Below are 15,501 nucleotides of genomic sequence, written 5' to 3'. Positions count from 1 at the left end.
GTGTAATTTCTACGTGAAGGGATTGAGATCATGGGAGATTGGAAAGAGCGGTATAAGGAGCTGCTGGAGAGATTCAGTAAGCGCCAGCGCTATATAATGCTGGGCTCCGCTTTGGCTATTCTCATTGCCATAATTGGTGTAAGTGCGTGGTATGGCAATAAGCCGGATATGGTTCCTCTGTTTACCAACATGGAAACTAAAGATGCCGGTGAAGTAGCTGCAAAATTGAAAGAAGCTAAAATTGAATACGAAGTACAGGAAACAAGGCAAGGCACGACAATCATGGTTCCGTCACGGGATGTGCACAATGCACGGTTGGATTTATCTACCCAGGGATTGCCACGGGGCAATAAGGGGTTTGAGATATTTGATGACAGCAAGCTTGGCGTTACCGAATTCCAGAACAAGGTGAATTACCTGCAGGCACTACAGGGAGAATTGACTCGGACTATTGAGCAGATCGCTGCTGTGGAAAAAGCGAGGGTGCATATTGTCCTGCCTGAGGACAGCCTGTATAAGAAGAACGAAAAACCGGCTACGGCATCAATCATGCTTCACCTGAGACCGAATATGGAGCTTTCCAAGAAGGAAATCAAGGGAATCGTCAATCTGGCTGCCAATAGTGTGCAGAGCCTGAAACCGGAAAATATCACGATTGTGGATGCTACGGGCAAGATCCTCAATGACCCGGATGAAAATGAGGAACAGAACGTCAGTGCGAAGACCATGACCCAGCTGGAAATGACGAAAAAAGTCCAGGATAACATCCAGAAGAATATTCAATCCATGCTGGATGACTCGATGGGGGAGGGCAAGGCCTTTGCCCGGGTCAGCGTCGAGCTGGATTTTGATGATCGCACTACGGACAAGCAGACCTTTACGCCGGTGGTGGATGATTCTGGTATTATCCGCAGCCAGCAGGATATAAGTGAGGCTTATAATGGCACATCTACCCAGCCTGGCGGCCCGGCCGGCGTGCAATCCAATGTACCTGGCTATGTGGCACAGAATGGCAATGCCAATGCGGAATACGAAAAGAAAGAATCTACGAAAAATTATGAGATAAATGAAGAAAAATCCAAGACTGTAGCTGCACCGGGATCCATCCGCCGGCTTACTGTAGCCGTGCTGGTGGATGACACGGTGACGCCCCAGCAACAGGACAGCATTATGCGTACGGTCAGCAGCGCTGCGGGAATCAACGCAGACAGAGGGGACACTGTATCGGTTGAACCTTTGCCATTCAGCACAGAATTGCGTGACCGGCGGGCTGCTGAAGAAAAGGCAGCTAAAGACCGGGAAGATATGATCTTCTACGGCACGATCGGTGCCATCCTGTTGGTACTGGCAGCTATTGGCGGTTACCTCTACTATCGCCGCAAGAAGAAATTGGAAGCTATTGCCGCGGAACAGGAGAGGATTCGTCTGGAAGAGGAAGCAAAGAGGAAGAAAGAAGAAGAAGAGAGAGCAGCGCTTATTGCCGCTGGTGCTATTGAACCGGAAGAGCTCTCCGAAGAGGAGCAGCAGCATCTGTCCGAAAAACAGGCTTTGCAGCAGTTGATCGACCAGCGGCCTGCCGAAGTGGCTATGCTTGTTAAAACTTGGCTGGCGGAGGAATGACAAATGGCATTTGAAGATATGTATGGCGATAGCGAAGAGGAAATCACCAATACGGAGAAAGTGGCTATTTTATTCATTGCCTTGGGTCCTGAGTATTCAGCTAAGCTTTTCCAGCATCTGGCGGATGATGAGATTGAGCGGATCACATTGGAAATCGCTAATCATAAGAAGGTCAGCTCTGAACTGAAGGCCAAGGTTGTATCTGAATTTTATCAGATGGCTATGGCCAGCGACTATATTTCTACGGGTGGTTTGGAATATGCGCAGAATGTACTGGAAAAGGCTTTGGGCGCAGAGAAGGCGATGGAGATTCTCAATCGTCTTACGACCAGCCTGCAGGTCCGTCCATTCGATTTCCTGCGCAAGACCGATCCTTCTCAGCTGATGAATTTCATCAACAACGAGCATCCACAGACTATTGCGCTTATCACAGCTTATCTGGATCCGGATCAGGCGGCTACCATCATCGGTTCCTTGCCGCCTGAGGCGCAAGCCGATGTAGCAAGGCGTATCGCACAGATGGACCGGACATCACCGGATATTGTCAGAGAGGTAGAGCGTGTGCTGGAGCGGAAGCTTTCTTCGCTGGTTACGCAGGATTTCACTACTGCTGGTGGTGTCAAGGCTATTGTGGAAGTGCTCAACCGGGTGGATCGTACAACGGAAAAATCCATTATCGAGACTTTGGAAGTGGACAATCCGGAACTGGCCGAAGAAATCAAGCGCCTCATGTTTGTATTCGAAGATATTGTCCAGCTGGACGACCGTTCTTTGCAGATGGTCCTGCGAGAGGTGGATACCAAGGATCTGTCGCTGGCTCTCAAGGCCACGCCTTCGGAAGTGGCGGACAAGGTATACCGCAACATGTCGAAGCGTGCTGCCGATATGTTGCGTGAGGAAATTGAATTCATGGGGCCGGTGAAGATCCGCGACGTAGAGGAAGCACAGCAGAAGGTCGTCAACGTCATCCGCGTACTGGAAGACAAGGGCGATATCGTAATTTCGCGTGGACAGGGAGACGAGATGATTGTCTAGAGTTATTAAAGCCGCGATATGGGAGGAGAATCCTCATCTTATCCATACCCCCGAGCCGCCTAAGCCCGAGGCAGATGCGGCGGATGCTGGTGGCTTGGACGAAGAGGCTCGTGCCCGTATGCTGGCAGAGATTGCTGCCAAAGAGCAGCGTGCTATCCAGATGTTGAAGGAAGCCAAAGTAGAAGCTGAGATATTAAAACAGGAAGCCAGGGAAGAATGCGACCGCATGCTGTCAGAAGCTCGGGAGCAGATCGAAGCGAAAAAAGAAGAAGCCGCTCAGATTGGCAGAAAAGAAGGCTATGAGGAAGGTTATAAAGATGGAGAGGCCAAAGTACGTGAGGAAATGGCAGAAATCATAGCCGAAGGCAGTGCTCAGGCACAGAAAACCCTGCAGGATGCAAAGGCGGCTACTCGTGACTATGTGCAGCAGGCTGAGAATGATGTGGTGAAGATTGCTATGGCAGTAGTGGAAAAAATACTGCCACAGCATTTTATCGATGTTCCGCAGATAGTCCTGCCATTAGTGAGGGAAGCGATTATCAAAGTCAAGGACCAGAAAGAATTGAAGATCCATGTTGCACCGTCAGACTATGATTTGGTGCTTATGGCCCGCAATGAATTTCGTGGTCTGTTGACTTATGGCGATGCGGAGATCGATCTGATTTCGGATCAAAGCATGAAGCCGGGGGATTGTCTGATAGAAACGCCCAATGGGACGGTGGATGCCCGGCTGGCTACGCAGATCGAGCTGGTGCGCAAAGCTGTAAAAAATGTGATGTTATAACTGGCAGCTGAGGATGAGGTTATGGAATATGTTCGGGATAGCCAGCCATTCCAATTGAATATTACGAAATTCACGGATGCTATTCAGGAGTGTCCAACGGTCAAGCTTACTGGCAAGGTGACACAAGTCATTGGCCTGGTTATTGAATCCCAGGGACCGACCGTGGGAGTAGGGGAACTTTGCTACATAAGTTCGCAGAATCCGGAAGTTCCAGCTATTCCTGCTGAGGTGGTAGGTTTTCGGGAAGGCTATGTCATGCTGATGCCTGTCGGTGAGATGAGGGGGATAGGCCCCGGCTGCGAAGTTACGGCTGCCCAGAAGATGCTTAATGTCCGAGTAGGAGATGAACTGCTGGGACGTGTTTTGGATGGGTTAGGCAATCCTATTGATGGCAAGGGGCCACTGCTCTGCAAGACGGAATATGGGCTGAATGCAGATCCGCCCCATCCCCTTTCAAGGCCCCGTATCCATGACAGCCTCTATGTCGGTGTGCGGGCCATTGATGGTCTTATAACCATGGGGGAAGGACAGCGCATTGGTATCATGGCAGGGTCCGGGGTGGGAAAATCCACTTTGCTGTCCATGATTGCCCGCAATACCGAAGCGGATATCAGTGTCATTGCGCTGGTAGGGGAACGTGGCCGTGAGGTTCGGGACTTTATCGAGCGAGATTTGGGTGAGGAAGGCATGAAGCGCTCCGTAGTGGTGGTGGCGACATCCGATCAGCCGGCATTGGTCCGTATCAAAGGAGCTATGACGGCTACAGCCATTGCCGAATATTTCCGGGATCAGGGGCGTAAGGTGATCCTTATGATGGATTCCGTTACCCGTTTTGCCATGGCGCAGCGTGAAGTCGGGTTGACCATAGGTGAACCACCGGCAACCCGTGGATATACTCCTTCGGTTTTTGCGATGTTGCCCAGACTGTTGGAACGGGCGGGGACCAGCGCCACCGGATCGATTACAGGGATATACACTGTGCTGGTAGATGGCGATGATATGAATGAACCCATTGCTGATGCGGTACGTTCCATTCTGGATGGGCACATCGTATTGTCGCGCAATATAGCGGCACAGAATCATTTCCCTGCTATTGACATCATGCCCAGCGTCAGCCGTGTCATGAATGAAGTGGTATCACCAGAACATCTGAAGGCGGCTCAGCAGATGCGGCAGCTGATGGCTGTCTACCGGGATGCGGAAGATCTGATCCATATCGGGGCCTATGTGAAGGGGTCCAGTGCAAAAATTGACGAGTCTATCCAGAAAATCGATGCTATCAATGAATTCCTTTGTCAGGGGATTTTTGAAGTGGACACCTATGAAGACACGGAGAAAAAACTGATGCATATTTCCGGGTGATAGCTTATGAAGAAATTCAAATTTCAACTGGAAACCCTGCTCAGAGTCACTCGGCGCAAAAAAGATGATGCTGAGCGGGATTTTGCGGCAGCATCCCGTAATCTGGAAGAAGCCAGAGAAGGCCTGAATACATTGATCATGGAAATGCAGAAAGGCCAAAGGGATTATGATGGCTTGTCGAAGGAAGGGGTCCGGGTTACCGTGGGACGCCTGATGACTTTCAATAGTTTTTTTGCCTGGAAACGGGAGCAGATCGAGATGCAGCAGGGAATTGTCCTGCAGATGAAAAGTGAAAAGCAAAAAAAACTCAAGGCCTTGATGGAAGTCATGAGTTATTTGAAAAGTATTGAGCAGCTTAAGGAACGGCGCTGGCAGGAATATCAAGCCGAAGCGTTGCAGGAAGAACAAAAAATGCTGGATGAGATTGGCTTGCAGCTTACCATGCGGCGGAGAAGGGAAGGGGAAGTTTCATGATGGATTTGACCGGTGTACGTCAGGTACAGGCGCGGATTGCCCAATTGCAGGAGCAGTTTGGTATGCCCGGAATGATTCCTGGGGCAAATTTCTCCCAAACGTTGGATAAGGAAATAAAAAAGACGATGGGAAATGAGCCGGCAGAACGGGCGACGGAAAAGACCACGGAACCAGCCAAAGCAGAGCTGCAGCCGGACGTTCAGAAACTGGGAAAGCCGCAAAAGGTATTGGATAATATGCCCTTGGCAGATCAGGACCTTAGCGTGCTCATTGAATCGGCTGCACAGAAATATCGGGTAGATCCCAAGCTGGTAGCAGCCGTGGCTGAGGTAGAATCCAATGGCCGGCAGGAAGCAGTTTCCTCTGTAGGCGCCATTGGTGTTATGCAGCTGATGCCGGATACCGCAGCTTCTCTGGGGGTCGATCCCTATGACAAGCAGCAGAATATTGAAGGCGGAGCCAAGTATTTACGGCAGATGCTGGATACTTTTGGCGGCGATCTGAAGAAGGCTGTGGCTGCGTATAACGCCGGACCGGGAGCGGTGAAGGCTTATGGTGGTATTCCTCCGTATAAAGAAACACAAAATTATGTCAGCAAAGTATTGGATATCTATAGATAACGAAGGCGGGTAGTACGATGGCAGTGAAGAAGAAGAAGAAAAAGAAAGGCAGTAAGTTGATAAAAGTGCTGTTGGTGATCTTCCTGCTGTTGGTGCTTATTGTGGGAGGATTTGCTTTGGGTATTTACCTGCAGCTTATCGATACACAGGATGCCAATGAGAAGTTGAAGCTTTATGATCTGCCTGTGGTGGGAGAATATTTTGTGCGCCCATCTCCGCCCACTGAGGAGGAGATGGAAAAACTGCCGGCAGAGGACGCCAAGCCGGCAGCTGATAAAGATAAGAAGAAAACAGACAAGCAGGAAAACAAAAAAATCGTCATCACCAAGGAAGATATTGAAAAGCAAATGCGCCAGCGGGAAGCAGAAGAAAAGAAGCGTATATCCAAGCTGGCCAGACTGTATAATCAAATGAAACCCAAAGAGGCTGCCAAAGCCATGAATGAGTTGGATGATGATATGTGCATAGCTATTTTCCAGCGTATGGATGAGGCTGTGGTGGCCAAGATCCTGACATCCTTCGATGAGAGCAGGACAGCCAGGATTACCCGTATTATGTTTGCGGGCAATCAGAAAGAGGTAACTACGGAAGATGATGTCCGCCGCATGCTGGAAGAACAAGCGCAGAAACAGAATGCAGAAGGACAAACGCAGCCATAAGGCGCTGCAATTTGCATAAAGATACCCATAGCCTCCCAGCAGGGAGGCTGTTTTTGTGCTGTCGCGGGCGGTTGGTCATTAAAAAGCCATTAAAATGGACATAGCCCCTTGCATTTTGAAAAGATAAATAAGATAATAAAGTATATGTGCCTAAGCGGGGGGAGGATTTCCATGAAAAGACTATTCTTTTGGTTATATATTGTCACGCTGATGCTGTCATTCCCGTTGTCTTTTGCGACAGCAGAGGCAGGAAATTTCAGTGAACGCGTTAATTCCATGGCTGAAATAACGGGGATACGAGAAAGCAGTAATGAGGATAAGACACGGATTGTCATTGATGCCAGCAAACCTGTGACTTATAAAAAAATGGTGCTTTCAGCTCCGGATCGTCTGGTTATCGATATCGCGAATGCCTGGGTTTCTCCGAAACTGGATAGACAGATAGCTATTGACAATACTTTTGTTGGCAATGTGAAGATTGCGCAATTTGATCCTCAGACTGTCCGGGTGGTGGTGGAAACCAAGGTAGGAGAAAATAACTATCGTGTTTTTGCCTTGAATAGTGGTGCTGTTCCGGGCCGTATTGTGATGGATTTTGGAAATCTTACCGATTCCAGCGGATCCAGGATAGATTTGCCTGCTAAGACAGTGCCTGTTTCTCCGGAAAAGGATTCGTCGCAGTCAGAGCAGAATGACACACAGGCAGAGAATCCCGGACAAAAGAACCAAGAGCAGGATGAAGTGGATGAAGAGCTGGCAGGGATCACTGGTCTAAAGGGACGCAAGATCGTTTTGGACCCGGGGCATGGCGGCAGTGATTCTGGTGCTATTGGGCCTACGGGGGTTATGGAAAAAAGCGTTACCTTGAGAGTAGCCAATGAAGTGCGTCGCTTGCTCATACAAGAGGGGGCGGCTGTCTATATGACCAGAGAGGCTGATATTGAAGTTTCGCCTAAGCGGGCGGCAGCTTCGGATATTGAGGAGCTGCAGGCACGCTGTGATGTGGCTAATAAGGTAAAGGCTGATATCTTTGTTTCAATCCATATGGATTCCTTCACCAATAAAGCGGCCAAGGGCACAACCGGTTATTATTATGCTTTGGGCAATAAACGTTCACGTGTATTGGCGGACAAGATACGTTCCGGGATCATCGACCAGATTGGCACCCAGAATCGGGGAACGCAAAGCTGTAATTTCTATGTGGTGAAACACACAGATATGCCGGCTACGTTGGTGGAAGTGGCGTTCATATCCAATGAAACGGAAGAAAAACTGTTGGATAGTGAAGAAGGCATTCGCAAAGCTGCACAAGGTATAGTAGATGGCATCGCGGATTATTTTGGATAAGTTTTAAAGAAAGAAGAAAGGATTTTACGGTTACCGATGGAAGCACAGAAAACAGAAATGACCCAGGCAGAAAGTCTGGCACAGATGATGGAAGCAGATATGGAGGAGCGCAAGAAGGCACTTTATCGCCATAAGATGCCGGCACGGAATGACTTGCAGTCCATGTTGGAGGCTATGACTAAGGCGGAGCTGGACGATATCCGCTATAATCTCAATGTCAGTGGTGCCAGTTCGTTGAAGAAGGCAGAGCTGGCGGAAAAACTGGTACCGGAAATCATTAACTTTGCCCGTATGTGGCTGCCGTCCATTTTATTGGAAGAATATGAATGCTTCCAGCATCTCATCCTGGAAAAAGGCAAGAGTGCCAAGCTGCGGGATGATGATGTGCGTCTGGATTATCTGCGGGGCTTAGGCTTCCTTTCTTGCGGCAAGGAAGACGATCAGCTTGTCTGGTATATGCCCGAGGAAATCCGGGCCGAGTTCAAGAAACTGGATTCACCGAATTTTGAAGCGCTGGCAACCATGAACACGGAGATTACCCGCCTGACGGCAGGCTGCCTGTTCTATTATGGTTATATGAACTATGAGGAGCTCTATACGCTTGTCGCAGGCCAGCTTGAGGCTGACCAGCGGGAGGATCTTTCCTTCAAGGACTTTGTGGGTGTGATGTTGAATGCCTCTTGCTGGAGCAACACTTTGGTCGCGTTGCCACAGGGGGTGAAGTATTATACCCTGATTGACGAATCTGCCTTGGAAGATGAGCAGCGTAAGCATAGCAATCTGGATTTTGCGAAGTTTACCTATAGCCAGCTTTGGGAAGCCGGAGCGGATAACCATATCGATGCCACGACGGAGTACAAGGATCTGGCACAGTTCTTCATGCGGGAACATGGCTGTGATGTGTTGAAGGCTGCTGATATCGTAGGTGAGATCCTCATCCTGCTGCAGAATGGCGGCAACCTGCAGGAAGCGGCTGAGTATCTGGAACAGCTGGGGATGATGGATGATGAGCGCAAGATGAAGGCTGTAGTGCCACTGCTTATCGCCTATAACAATGAAACGCATCTCTGGCCGTTGAAGGGACATACTCCCAGCGAGCTTTTTGCCAAAAGTGGTATGGGCAAGGTGATTCCCTTTGCAGAAGTTCATCGTCAGAAGGTGGGCCGCAATGATCCTTGTCCTTGTGGCAGCGGCAAGAAATACAAGAACTGCTGTCTGGCGAAGGATGAGAACTGATGAAACAGACCTTTGGTTACAAGGCAAAAGCACGGCAATTCTTTGTGGTGCTTTTGCCCATCTTTATAACCCAGTTGTCCCTGATGGCAACGGGGTTTTTTAATACGGTGATGGCTGGGCATATCAGTCAGCAGGATCTGGCTGGTGTAGCAGTCGGCGTGAATCTCTTCATGCCTTTTTTCGGCAGCTTCCTGGGCATTATTTCCGGCCTGACGCCAACCATTTCTCAGCTTTATGGTGCAGATAAAGCGTATAAGATTGGCTTTATCGTCAAGCAGGGCTTTTATTGGGCGCTGGCATTGGGGGCGGGATTCGTGGCACTGGGATGGCTGACTGTGCCTTATATCCTGCCCTTTCTCCATTTGGAACCTCGGGTAGAGTACATTACGAGCCATTATCTGATGTTTCTCTCCATCGGGATCATGCCGATATTCGTTTCCTCAGTACTGCGGAATTTCATCGATGCCCATGGTTATACGCGGCTGACCATGTGCGTGACCATGTGCACGGTCCCTACGAACATCATGCTCAATTATATCTTCATGTATGGGCTTTGTGGCATGCCGGCTTATGGTGGTATCGGTGCGGGCATTGGCTCGGCAATCACGCTGACGCTGAATCTGTTATTGAATATCATCGTGGTCACCACGCTGAAGCCGTTCAAGGATTACCATGTGTTCCGTCATTTGCCCGGAATCGATCTGGTTGAGTGGAAGAAGCAGCTGGGGGTGGGGATTCCCATCGGTGCGACCATGTTCTGTGAGCAGAGCATCTTCGGTGCGGTGGGGCTCTTTATGACTGCCTATGGCACGGTGATTGTGGCAGCCCATCAGGCAGCTATGAATTTCACCACGATTGTCTATATGATTCCCTTAGCTGTCAGTATGACCCTGACAATCCTGGTGGGCTTTGAAGCAGGGGCCAAGCGTTTGACTGATGCACAGCAGTATATCCGGCTCAGCCGCTACCTGACTTTTTTCAGTGTGGGTGGCATTGCCCTGCTGTTGACGCAATTCCGTGAGGAGATCGCGGCTTTTTATACGACCAGCAGCGAAGTGCAGCCGATTCTGGCAGGTTTCCTGGTCTATGCGGTATTCATGCAGTTTGCGGACAGCATCAATGCACCCTTGCAGGGCGCTTTGCGCGGTTTCAAGGATGTCCATGTGACCTTCATGCTGGCTGTGCTTTCCTTCTGGATCATCGGCCTGCCTGTAGGCTGGGGACTGGCCCGGTTCACAGAGCTTGGCCCTTATGGCTATTGGCTGGGGCTGATTGCCGGAGTCATCATCGGGGCAATCTGTCTGGAGATCAGGTTGCGTCAGGTGCAGAAGAAATTTCGTTTCACTGTTAAACAGTAGATTTTTGAAAATTTTGCCAGAAAAACTTCAAATTTTAAAAGGGAAAATGCCGAACCTTGCCGAAAATAGAAAGAATAAGAAGAAATGTCGTAGATGAGATTGTTTAAGGTAAGGAGTGGGATGCTATGATTAAGCTGACAAAGTTTAATTCGCAAATAAATAAAAAAGGAGAATTCGTGCTCAATGCCGAAATAATAGAAACGATAGAGGAAACACCAGATACAGTGGTGACCCTGACGAATGGCAAGAAGTTCATCGTGGATGAGCCCATGGATGAAATCGTACGTCGGGTTATGAAGTATCGCCGGGCACTCCATCAATTTTGATGTGGACAAGTCCATATCAGATGGTATAATGATATGACAATCTATTATGGAGGGATAAACCTATGGCTGACGAAGAAAAAGACACAGAAGAAGTGGAAGACGAAGAACCGAAGAAAAAGTCTCCGATAGTTTTGGTCGTCATTCTGGTTCTGATCGGTCTGGTGCTCGCCGGCGGCATCTCGTTCTTCATAACGACCAAGATGATGGCCGAAACTGCTACCGAGCAGGTCAACGAGCATCATGATCCTGGCAAGTTCATCAAGCTGGGAGATGCAAAAGAAGGCATATTGGTTAATGTTGGCGGCCAGAAGGCTGGCAAGTTCCTGAAAGCTGGTATTGTCCTGGAAATGAACCCGGGCAAGAAAAACAACATGACTGAAGAAGGGGCATTGCTTCCAGAAGCTGAGACCAAGATTCTGGATACTACCATGCAGATCTTGCGCAGTGCCAAGCTGGATGAATTTGATGCAACCCGGCAGGATGACCTGAAAAAGAAGATTAAGGACGAACTGAATAACAAACTGGGGCCTGGTTCCGTGTATGATGTGTATATAACGAGCTTCCTGCTTCAGTAAAAAGGTTCGCATTCTAGCAGGGAGGAGGGCGTAGATTGGCAGATGATGTACTATCTCAATCTGAGATAGATAAACTGCTTTCTGCACTGTCAGACGGAACCGTATCGGCAGAAGAAGTCAAAGCAGACGAAGAACAAAAGAAAATCAAGACATACGACTTCAAGCGTCCGGACAAGTTTTCTAAGGATCAGATACGAACGCTCTTCATGCTTCATGAGAGTTTTTCGAGACTACTCAATACATATTTGTCCACGCATCTGCGCACGCTGGTGAATGTAGAGGTTGCATCTGTTGAGCAGCTGACCTATCAGGAATTTGTCCAGAGTCTGGCAAATCCTTCAGTTATCAGCATTGTGGCTGTGCCACCGCTCAAAGGCAATATCATCATGGAAATCAATACAGAGATTGCCTTTGCCTTCATTGACCGCGTATTTGGCGGTGAAGGCCGGGTGGGGATAAAGCCCAGAGTGCTCACAGAGATTGAAGACGTAGTGGTACAGCGGTTCATCAATACAGCTTTAGGGCATTTGAAAGAAGCCTGGCTTAATGTAGTGGAATTTTTCCCCTCGCTGGAAACCACAGAATCAAATCCCCAGTTTACCCAGATCGTACCGCCAAGTGACATGGTGGTCATTATCACGATCCAGATGAAAGTAGGGGATGTCGAGGGGATGATGAACATCTGTATCCCCTATCTGGTGCTTGAACCGGTTATGTCAAAACTGACAACAACCTTTTGGGTGGCATCCTCTGTATCAAAGGATGACAATCCGGAGCAGGTCAAACACCTGCAGAAGAAAATCGAACGTACCAAGATACCCTTTGTGGTACAGCTGGGGTCACTGAATCTGACCATTCATGAGTTCTTGACCTTGGGGTTTGGTGATGTCCTGCAGATGGATACGCGGGTAAATGATAATTTAGTATGCTTAGTAGGGAAAAAGCCAAAGTTTTACAGCCGCCCAGGTAAATCAGGGAAGAAAATGGCAGTACAGATTACCAAAATAATTAGCGAAGGAGATGAAAATGCTGATGAGTGAGGATAAAATCTCGCAAGAGGAGATTGACGCCCTGCTGAATGGCGGTGCCATGCCAACAGCAGACAGCGATGCAGCACCGGCGTCAGAAACCGAAGCACCAGCTGATGCACCAGCCGCGGTGGCTGGTTCTGGCAGTAGTTCATCTCAATTTGATGATGTGCTCACAGATATTGAAAAGGATGCTCTGGGGGAGATTGGCAATATCTCTATGGGCAGTGCCGCGACAACGTTATCGGTGCTGTTGGGGCATAAGGTTAACATTACAACTCCATCGGTCTCGGTTTCATCGATGAGTATCATCCAGGAAAAGTATCCCATGCCTTACCTGATAGTAGAGGTAGGATATACAATCGGTATTGATGGCAATAACGTTCTGGCTATCCAGGCACAGGATGCAGCTATTATCGCCGACCTCATGATGGGTGGGGATGGTACAAATCCTGATACGGAAATCAATGAAATTGCCATGAGCGCAGTGGGCGAGTCCATGAACCAGATGATGGGAACCGTGGCTACGTCTCTGTCCACTATGTTCAATAAAAAAATTGATATTTCTCCACCAAAAGTCAATCTTATTGATTTTGGCAGCGAAGATAAGGTATCAGAAGTCCTGGGGCAGACGGAACCCATTGTCTGTACGTCATTCCGTATGGAAGTAGATGGTTTGATTGACAGTGAGATCATGCAGATCTTGCCGGTGGAGGTCGCTAAGGAAATGGTGGAATCCTTGACCAATGGTTCGCAGGAAGAACCCGAACCGGAACCTGCGGCCGCACCACCACCGCCGCCTGCAGCAGCGCCTGCACCAGCGCCTGCGGCAGCGGCAGCACCACCGCCAATGGCAGCGCCTGCACAGCAGATGGCACCGCCAGTCATGCCCCCGCCTGCGGGAGGTTATGGTGGCTATGGCATGCCTATGCAGGGGATGGCATCCAATATTCCTGTACAACCAGCACAGTTTACGCCGCTTAACATGCAGCCCGTGCAGGTCAATGATGCCAATATTGGGCTGATTCTCGATGTCCCGCTGTCGGTGACGGTAGAGTTGGGGCGTACCAATAAATCCATCAAGGAGATATTGGAGCTGACGAATGGTTCTATTGTGGAACTGGATAAGCTTGCTGGTGAGCCTGTGGATATCAATGTCAACGGCAAGTTCCTGGCCAAGGGGGAAGTCGTGGTCATTGATGAGAACTTTGGCGTGCGGATCACGGAGATTGCCAGCCCGGCTGAACGGGCTGCAAAGCTGCAGTGATCAAATAAAGACTTAGTACGTAGGGAGGCTCTTGTCTAAAACAAGACTTTCTTATATAATAAATTTATTGAACCAAGTCGACTGTTTTTAAGATGAGGAGAGATGGAACATGGCAGTAAGAGTATTGGTCGTTGATGATGCGGCATTTATGAGAATGATGGTTAAAGATATTCTGTCCAAGAACGGCTATGAAGTTGTAGGTGAAGCTGAAAACGGCATGAAGGCTCTGGAAAAATATCAGGAGCTTAAACCGGATTTGGTTACCATGGATATCACGATGCCGGAAATGGATGGTATCAGTGCTGTTAAGGAAATCAAGAAGGTCGATCCCAACGCCAAGATTGTTATGTGCAGTGCAATGGGCCAGCAGGCAATGGTTATCGAGGCCATTCAGGCTGGTGCCCGGGACTTTATCGTGAAACCCTTCCAGGCTGATCGCGTATTGGAGGCTGTCCGTAAAGCAGTGGGCTGATGGAAAGAAAAAGTATTTTTCTGACGTGTTTCGTGGGGATATTTATACTTTTTGTACTAGCAGAGCCAACCTTGGCAGCTGAAGAAGCTGCCAAGGGCGGTTATCTGGCCGGGTACGAAAATACAGATCCGCGGCCAACGTCGATTTCCTGGTGGTCAACAATTGCTTATCTGGTCAGCCTCTTTGCTATTTTTATCTTTGTAGTAGGGCTGGCTTATTTTGCTGCCCGGTTTCTAGGGGGCAAATTTGCTCAACAGAGATTGGGAGATGGCGGCAGGATTTTGTCACATTTGCCTTTGGGGCCTAACCGTTCAGTTTGTGTCATTGAAATGAGTGGTCGGGTGTTTATGTTGGGCGTAACAGAACATTCTATTACGTTATTGACAGAAATCACCGATGCTGATGAAATAGACAGGCTGCATCGTGAAAATCTGGCTTTTGGAAAGATGCCGGATATGTTTTCACAGCAGTTTGGCACGCTGGCCGGATTAGTACAGAAGGTGCCTCCGCTGTTCCGTAAATGAAGATCACCAGTTTGGGTTGTAGAAGAAGGAGTTGTGGGCAGTTGAAACGCCGGAATGTCTTTATCATGCTGGCTGGGTTAGCTCTTGTGCTGTTTACGGCGCAGGACATTGCTTTGGCTGCACCGCTTATACCGTCGGTAAATCTTGACGTAGGGGCCTCGAACAAGCCTCAGGATGTGGCCGTAACCCTGCAGGTCATGGCGCTGCTGACTATTTTGTCTTTAGCACCGGGGATTTTGATTATGACCACATCGTTTGTACGTATCGTGGTAGTTATCGGTTTCTTGCGCAATGCTTTGTCCACACAGAATGCGCCACCTAATCAGGTAGTGATTGCGCTTTCATTGTTTCTGACCTTTTATATCATGTCTCCCTATTGGAGTCAGGCAAATGAAAATGGTATCCAGCCTTATATGGCAGGTCAGATCACGCAGGAGGAAGCAATCAACAATGTGGTGGCACCGGTACGTGAATTCATGTTCAAGCAGACCCGTGAGTCAGATTTGGCACTGTTTGTCAATTTGGCTGATGATGAACGGCCGGAAAGCCAGGAAGATGTGTCTACCTTTACATTGATTCCCGCGTTTATCATCAGTGAGTTGAAAACGGCGTTTCAGATTGGTTTTATGATCTATGTGCCCTTTATTGTAATTGATATGATTGTGGCCAGTACATTGATGTCCATGGGTATGATGATGCTGCCACCGGTCATGATATCATTGCCTTTTAAAATACTGTTGTTTGTGATGGTGGATGGCTGGCATTTGCTGATCAAGTCGTTGATTATCAGCTTCAAGTAGCAGTGATGAAGGCA

The 15,501-nt window shown here is 48.8% G+C and carries 17 protein-coding genes; all 17 read left to right on the top strand.

All coding sequences use genetic code 11. The features are described 5' to 3' along the window. Positions 1-30 precede the first annotated feature (30 nt). Positions 31-1,620 carry a flagellar basal-body MS-ring/collar protein FliF gene (fliF, locus tag BUB68_RS01910; protein ID WP_073088112.1) on the top strand — a complete coding sequence of 530 codons (1,590 nt, stop codon included), beginning with the start codon at positions 31-33 and terminating at the stop codon, positions 1,618-1,620. 3 nt (positions 1,621-1,623) lie between these two features. Further along, a complete protein-coding gene (fliG, locus tag BUB68_RS01905; RefSeq protein ID WP_143188047.1) occupies positions 1,624-2,655 on the top strand; it encodes a flagellar motor switch protein FliG in 1,032 nt (343 codons plus the stop codon). Continuing rightward, positions 2,648-3,439, top strand: coding sequence for a FliH/SctL family protein (locus BUB68_RS01900; protein WP_073088111.1), 792 nt, complete (start codon positions 2,648-2,650; stop codon positions 3,437-3,439). The genes fliG and BUB68_RS01900 overlap by 8 nt, the downstream gene beginning before the upstream one ends. A 21-nt stretch (positions 3,440-3,460) precedes the next feature. Further along, positions 3,461-4,801 carry a flagellar protein export ATPase FliI gene (fliI, locus tag BUB68_RS01895; RefSeq protein ID WP_073088110.1) on the top strand — a complete coding sequence of 447 codons (1,341 nt, stop codon included), beginning with the start codon at positions 3,461-3,463 and terminating at the stop codon, positions 4,799-4,801. 6 nt (positions 4,802-4,807) lie between these two features. Beyond that, on the top strand, positions 4,808-5,275 hold the full coding sequence (gene fliJ / locus BUB68_RS01890; protein ID WP_073088109.1) for a flagellar export protein FliJ: 468 nt from the start codon (positions 4,808-4,810) through the stop codon (positions 5,273-5,275). Then, positions 5,272-5,895 (top strand): lytic transglycosylase domain-containing protein, encoded by a 624-nt coding sequence (locus BUB68_RS01885; protein ID WP_073088108.1) that lies wholly within the window; start codon positions 5,272-5,274, stop codon positions 5,893-5,895. The genes fliJ and BUB68_RS01885 overlap by 4 nt, the downstream gene beginning before the upstream one ends. 17 nt (positions 5,896-5,912) lie before the next feature. Beyond that, positions 5,913-6,554, top strand: coding sequence for a MotE family protein (locus tag BUB68_RS01880; protein WP_073088107.1), 642 nt, complete (start codon positions 5,913-5,915; stop codon positions 6,552-6,554). Between the two features lie 171 nt (positions 6,555-6,725). Next, a complete protein-coding gene (locus tag BUB68_RS01875; protein ID WP_073088106.1) occupies positions 6,726-7,901 on the top strand; it encodes an N-acetylmuramoyl-L-alanine amidase in 1,176 nt (391 codons plus the stop codon). Positions 7,902-7,937: 36 nt separating this feature from the next. Further along, positions 7,938-9,137, top strand: coding sequence for a YecA family protein (locus tag BUB68_RS01870; RefSeq protein WP_073088105.1), 1,200 nt, complete (start codon positions 7,938-7,940; stop codon positions 9,135-9,137). Then, positions 9,137-10,495, top strand: coding sequence for an MATE family efflux transporter (locus tag BUB68_RS01865; protein WP_073088104.1), 1,359 nt, complete (start codon positions 9,137-9,139; stop codon positions 10,493-10,495). Before BUB68_RS01870 ends, BUB68_RS01865 begins: the two co-directional genes overlap by 1 nt. 125 nt (positions 10,496-10,620) lie before the next feature. Beyond that, positions 10,621-10,821 (top strand): flagellar FlbD family protein, encoded by a 201-nt coding sequence (locus BUB68_RS01860; protein ID WP_073088103.1) that lies wholly within the window; start codon positions 10,621-10,623, stop codon positions 10,819-10,821. A gap of 62 nt (positions 10,822-10,883) precedes the next feature. Beyond that, positions 10,884-11,396 (top strand): flagellar basal body-associated FliL family protein, encoded by a 513-nt coding sequence (locus BUB68_RS01855; RefSeq protein WP_073088102.1) that lies wholly within the window; start codon positions 10,884-10,886, stop codon positions 11,394-11,396. A gap of 35 nt (positions 11,397-11,431) precedes the next feature. Beyond that, positions 11,432-12,436 (top strand): flagellar motor switch protein FliM, encoded by a 1,005-nt coding sequence (fliM, locus tag BUB68_RS01850; RefSeq protein WP_073088101.1) that lies wholly within the window; start codon positions 11,432-11,434, stop codon positions 12,434-12,436. Next, on the top strand, positions 12,429-13,691 hold the full coding sequence (fliY, locus tag BUB68_RS01845) for a flagellar motor switch phosphatase FliY (RefSeq protein ID WP_073088137.1): 1,263 nt from the start codon (positions 12,429-12,431) through the stop codon (positions 13,689-13,691). The genes fliM and fliY overlap by 8 nt, the downstream gene beginning before the upstream one ends. 109 nt (positions 13,692-13,800) lie before the next feature. Further along, positions 13,801-14,163 carry a response regulator gene (locus BUB68_RS01840; protein WP_014423701.1) on the top strand — a complete coding sequence of 121 codons (363 nt, stop codon included), beginning with the start codon at positions 13,801-13,803 and terminating at the stop codon, positions 14,161-14,163. Then, positions 14,163-14,687, top strand: a complete 525-nt coding sequence (gene fliO / locus BUB68_RS01835; protein ID WP_073088100.1) for a flagellar biosynthetic protein FliO — start codon at positions 14,163-14,165, stop codon at positions 14,685-14,687. Before BUB68_RS01840 ends, fliO begins: the two co-directional genes overlap by 1 nt. A 65-nt stretch (positions 14,688-14,752) precedes the next feature. After that, on the top strand, positions 14,753-15,487 hold the full coding sequence (gene fliP / locus BUB68_RS01830; protein WP_143188050.1) for a flagellar type III secretion system pore protein FliP: 735 nt from the start codon (positions 14,753-14,755) through the stop codon (positions 15,485-15,487). Positions 15,488-15,501 lie beyond the last annotated feature (14 nt).

The organism is Pseudoselenomonas ruminantium, from assembly GCF_900142515.1.
In the GTDB taxonomy this organism is placed as follows: Bacteria; Bacillota; Negativicutes; order Selenomonadales; family Selenomonadaceae; genus Selenomonas_A; species Selenomonas_A ruminantium_D.
Note: the sequence above shows the minus strand (reverse complement) of the source record. Positions and strands in the feature narration are given on the sequence as shown.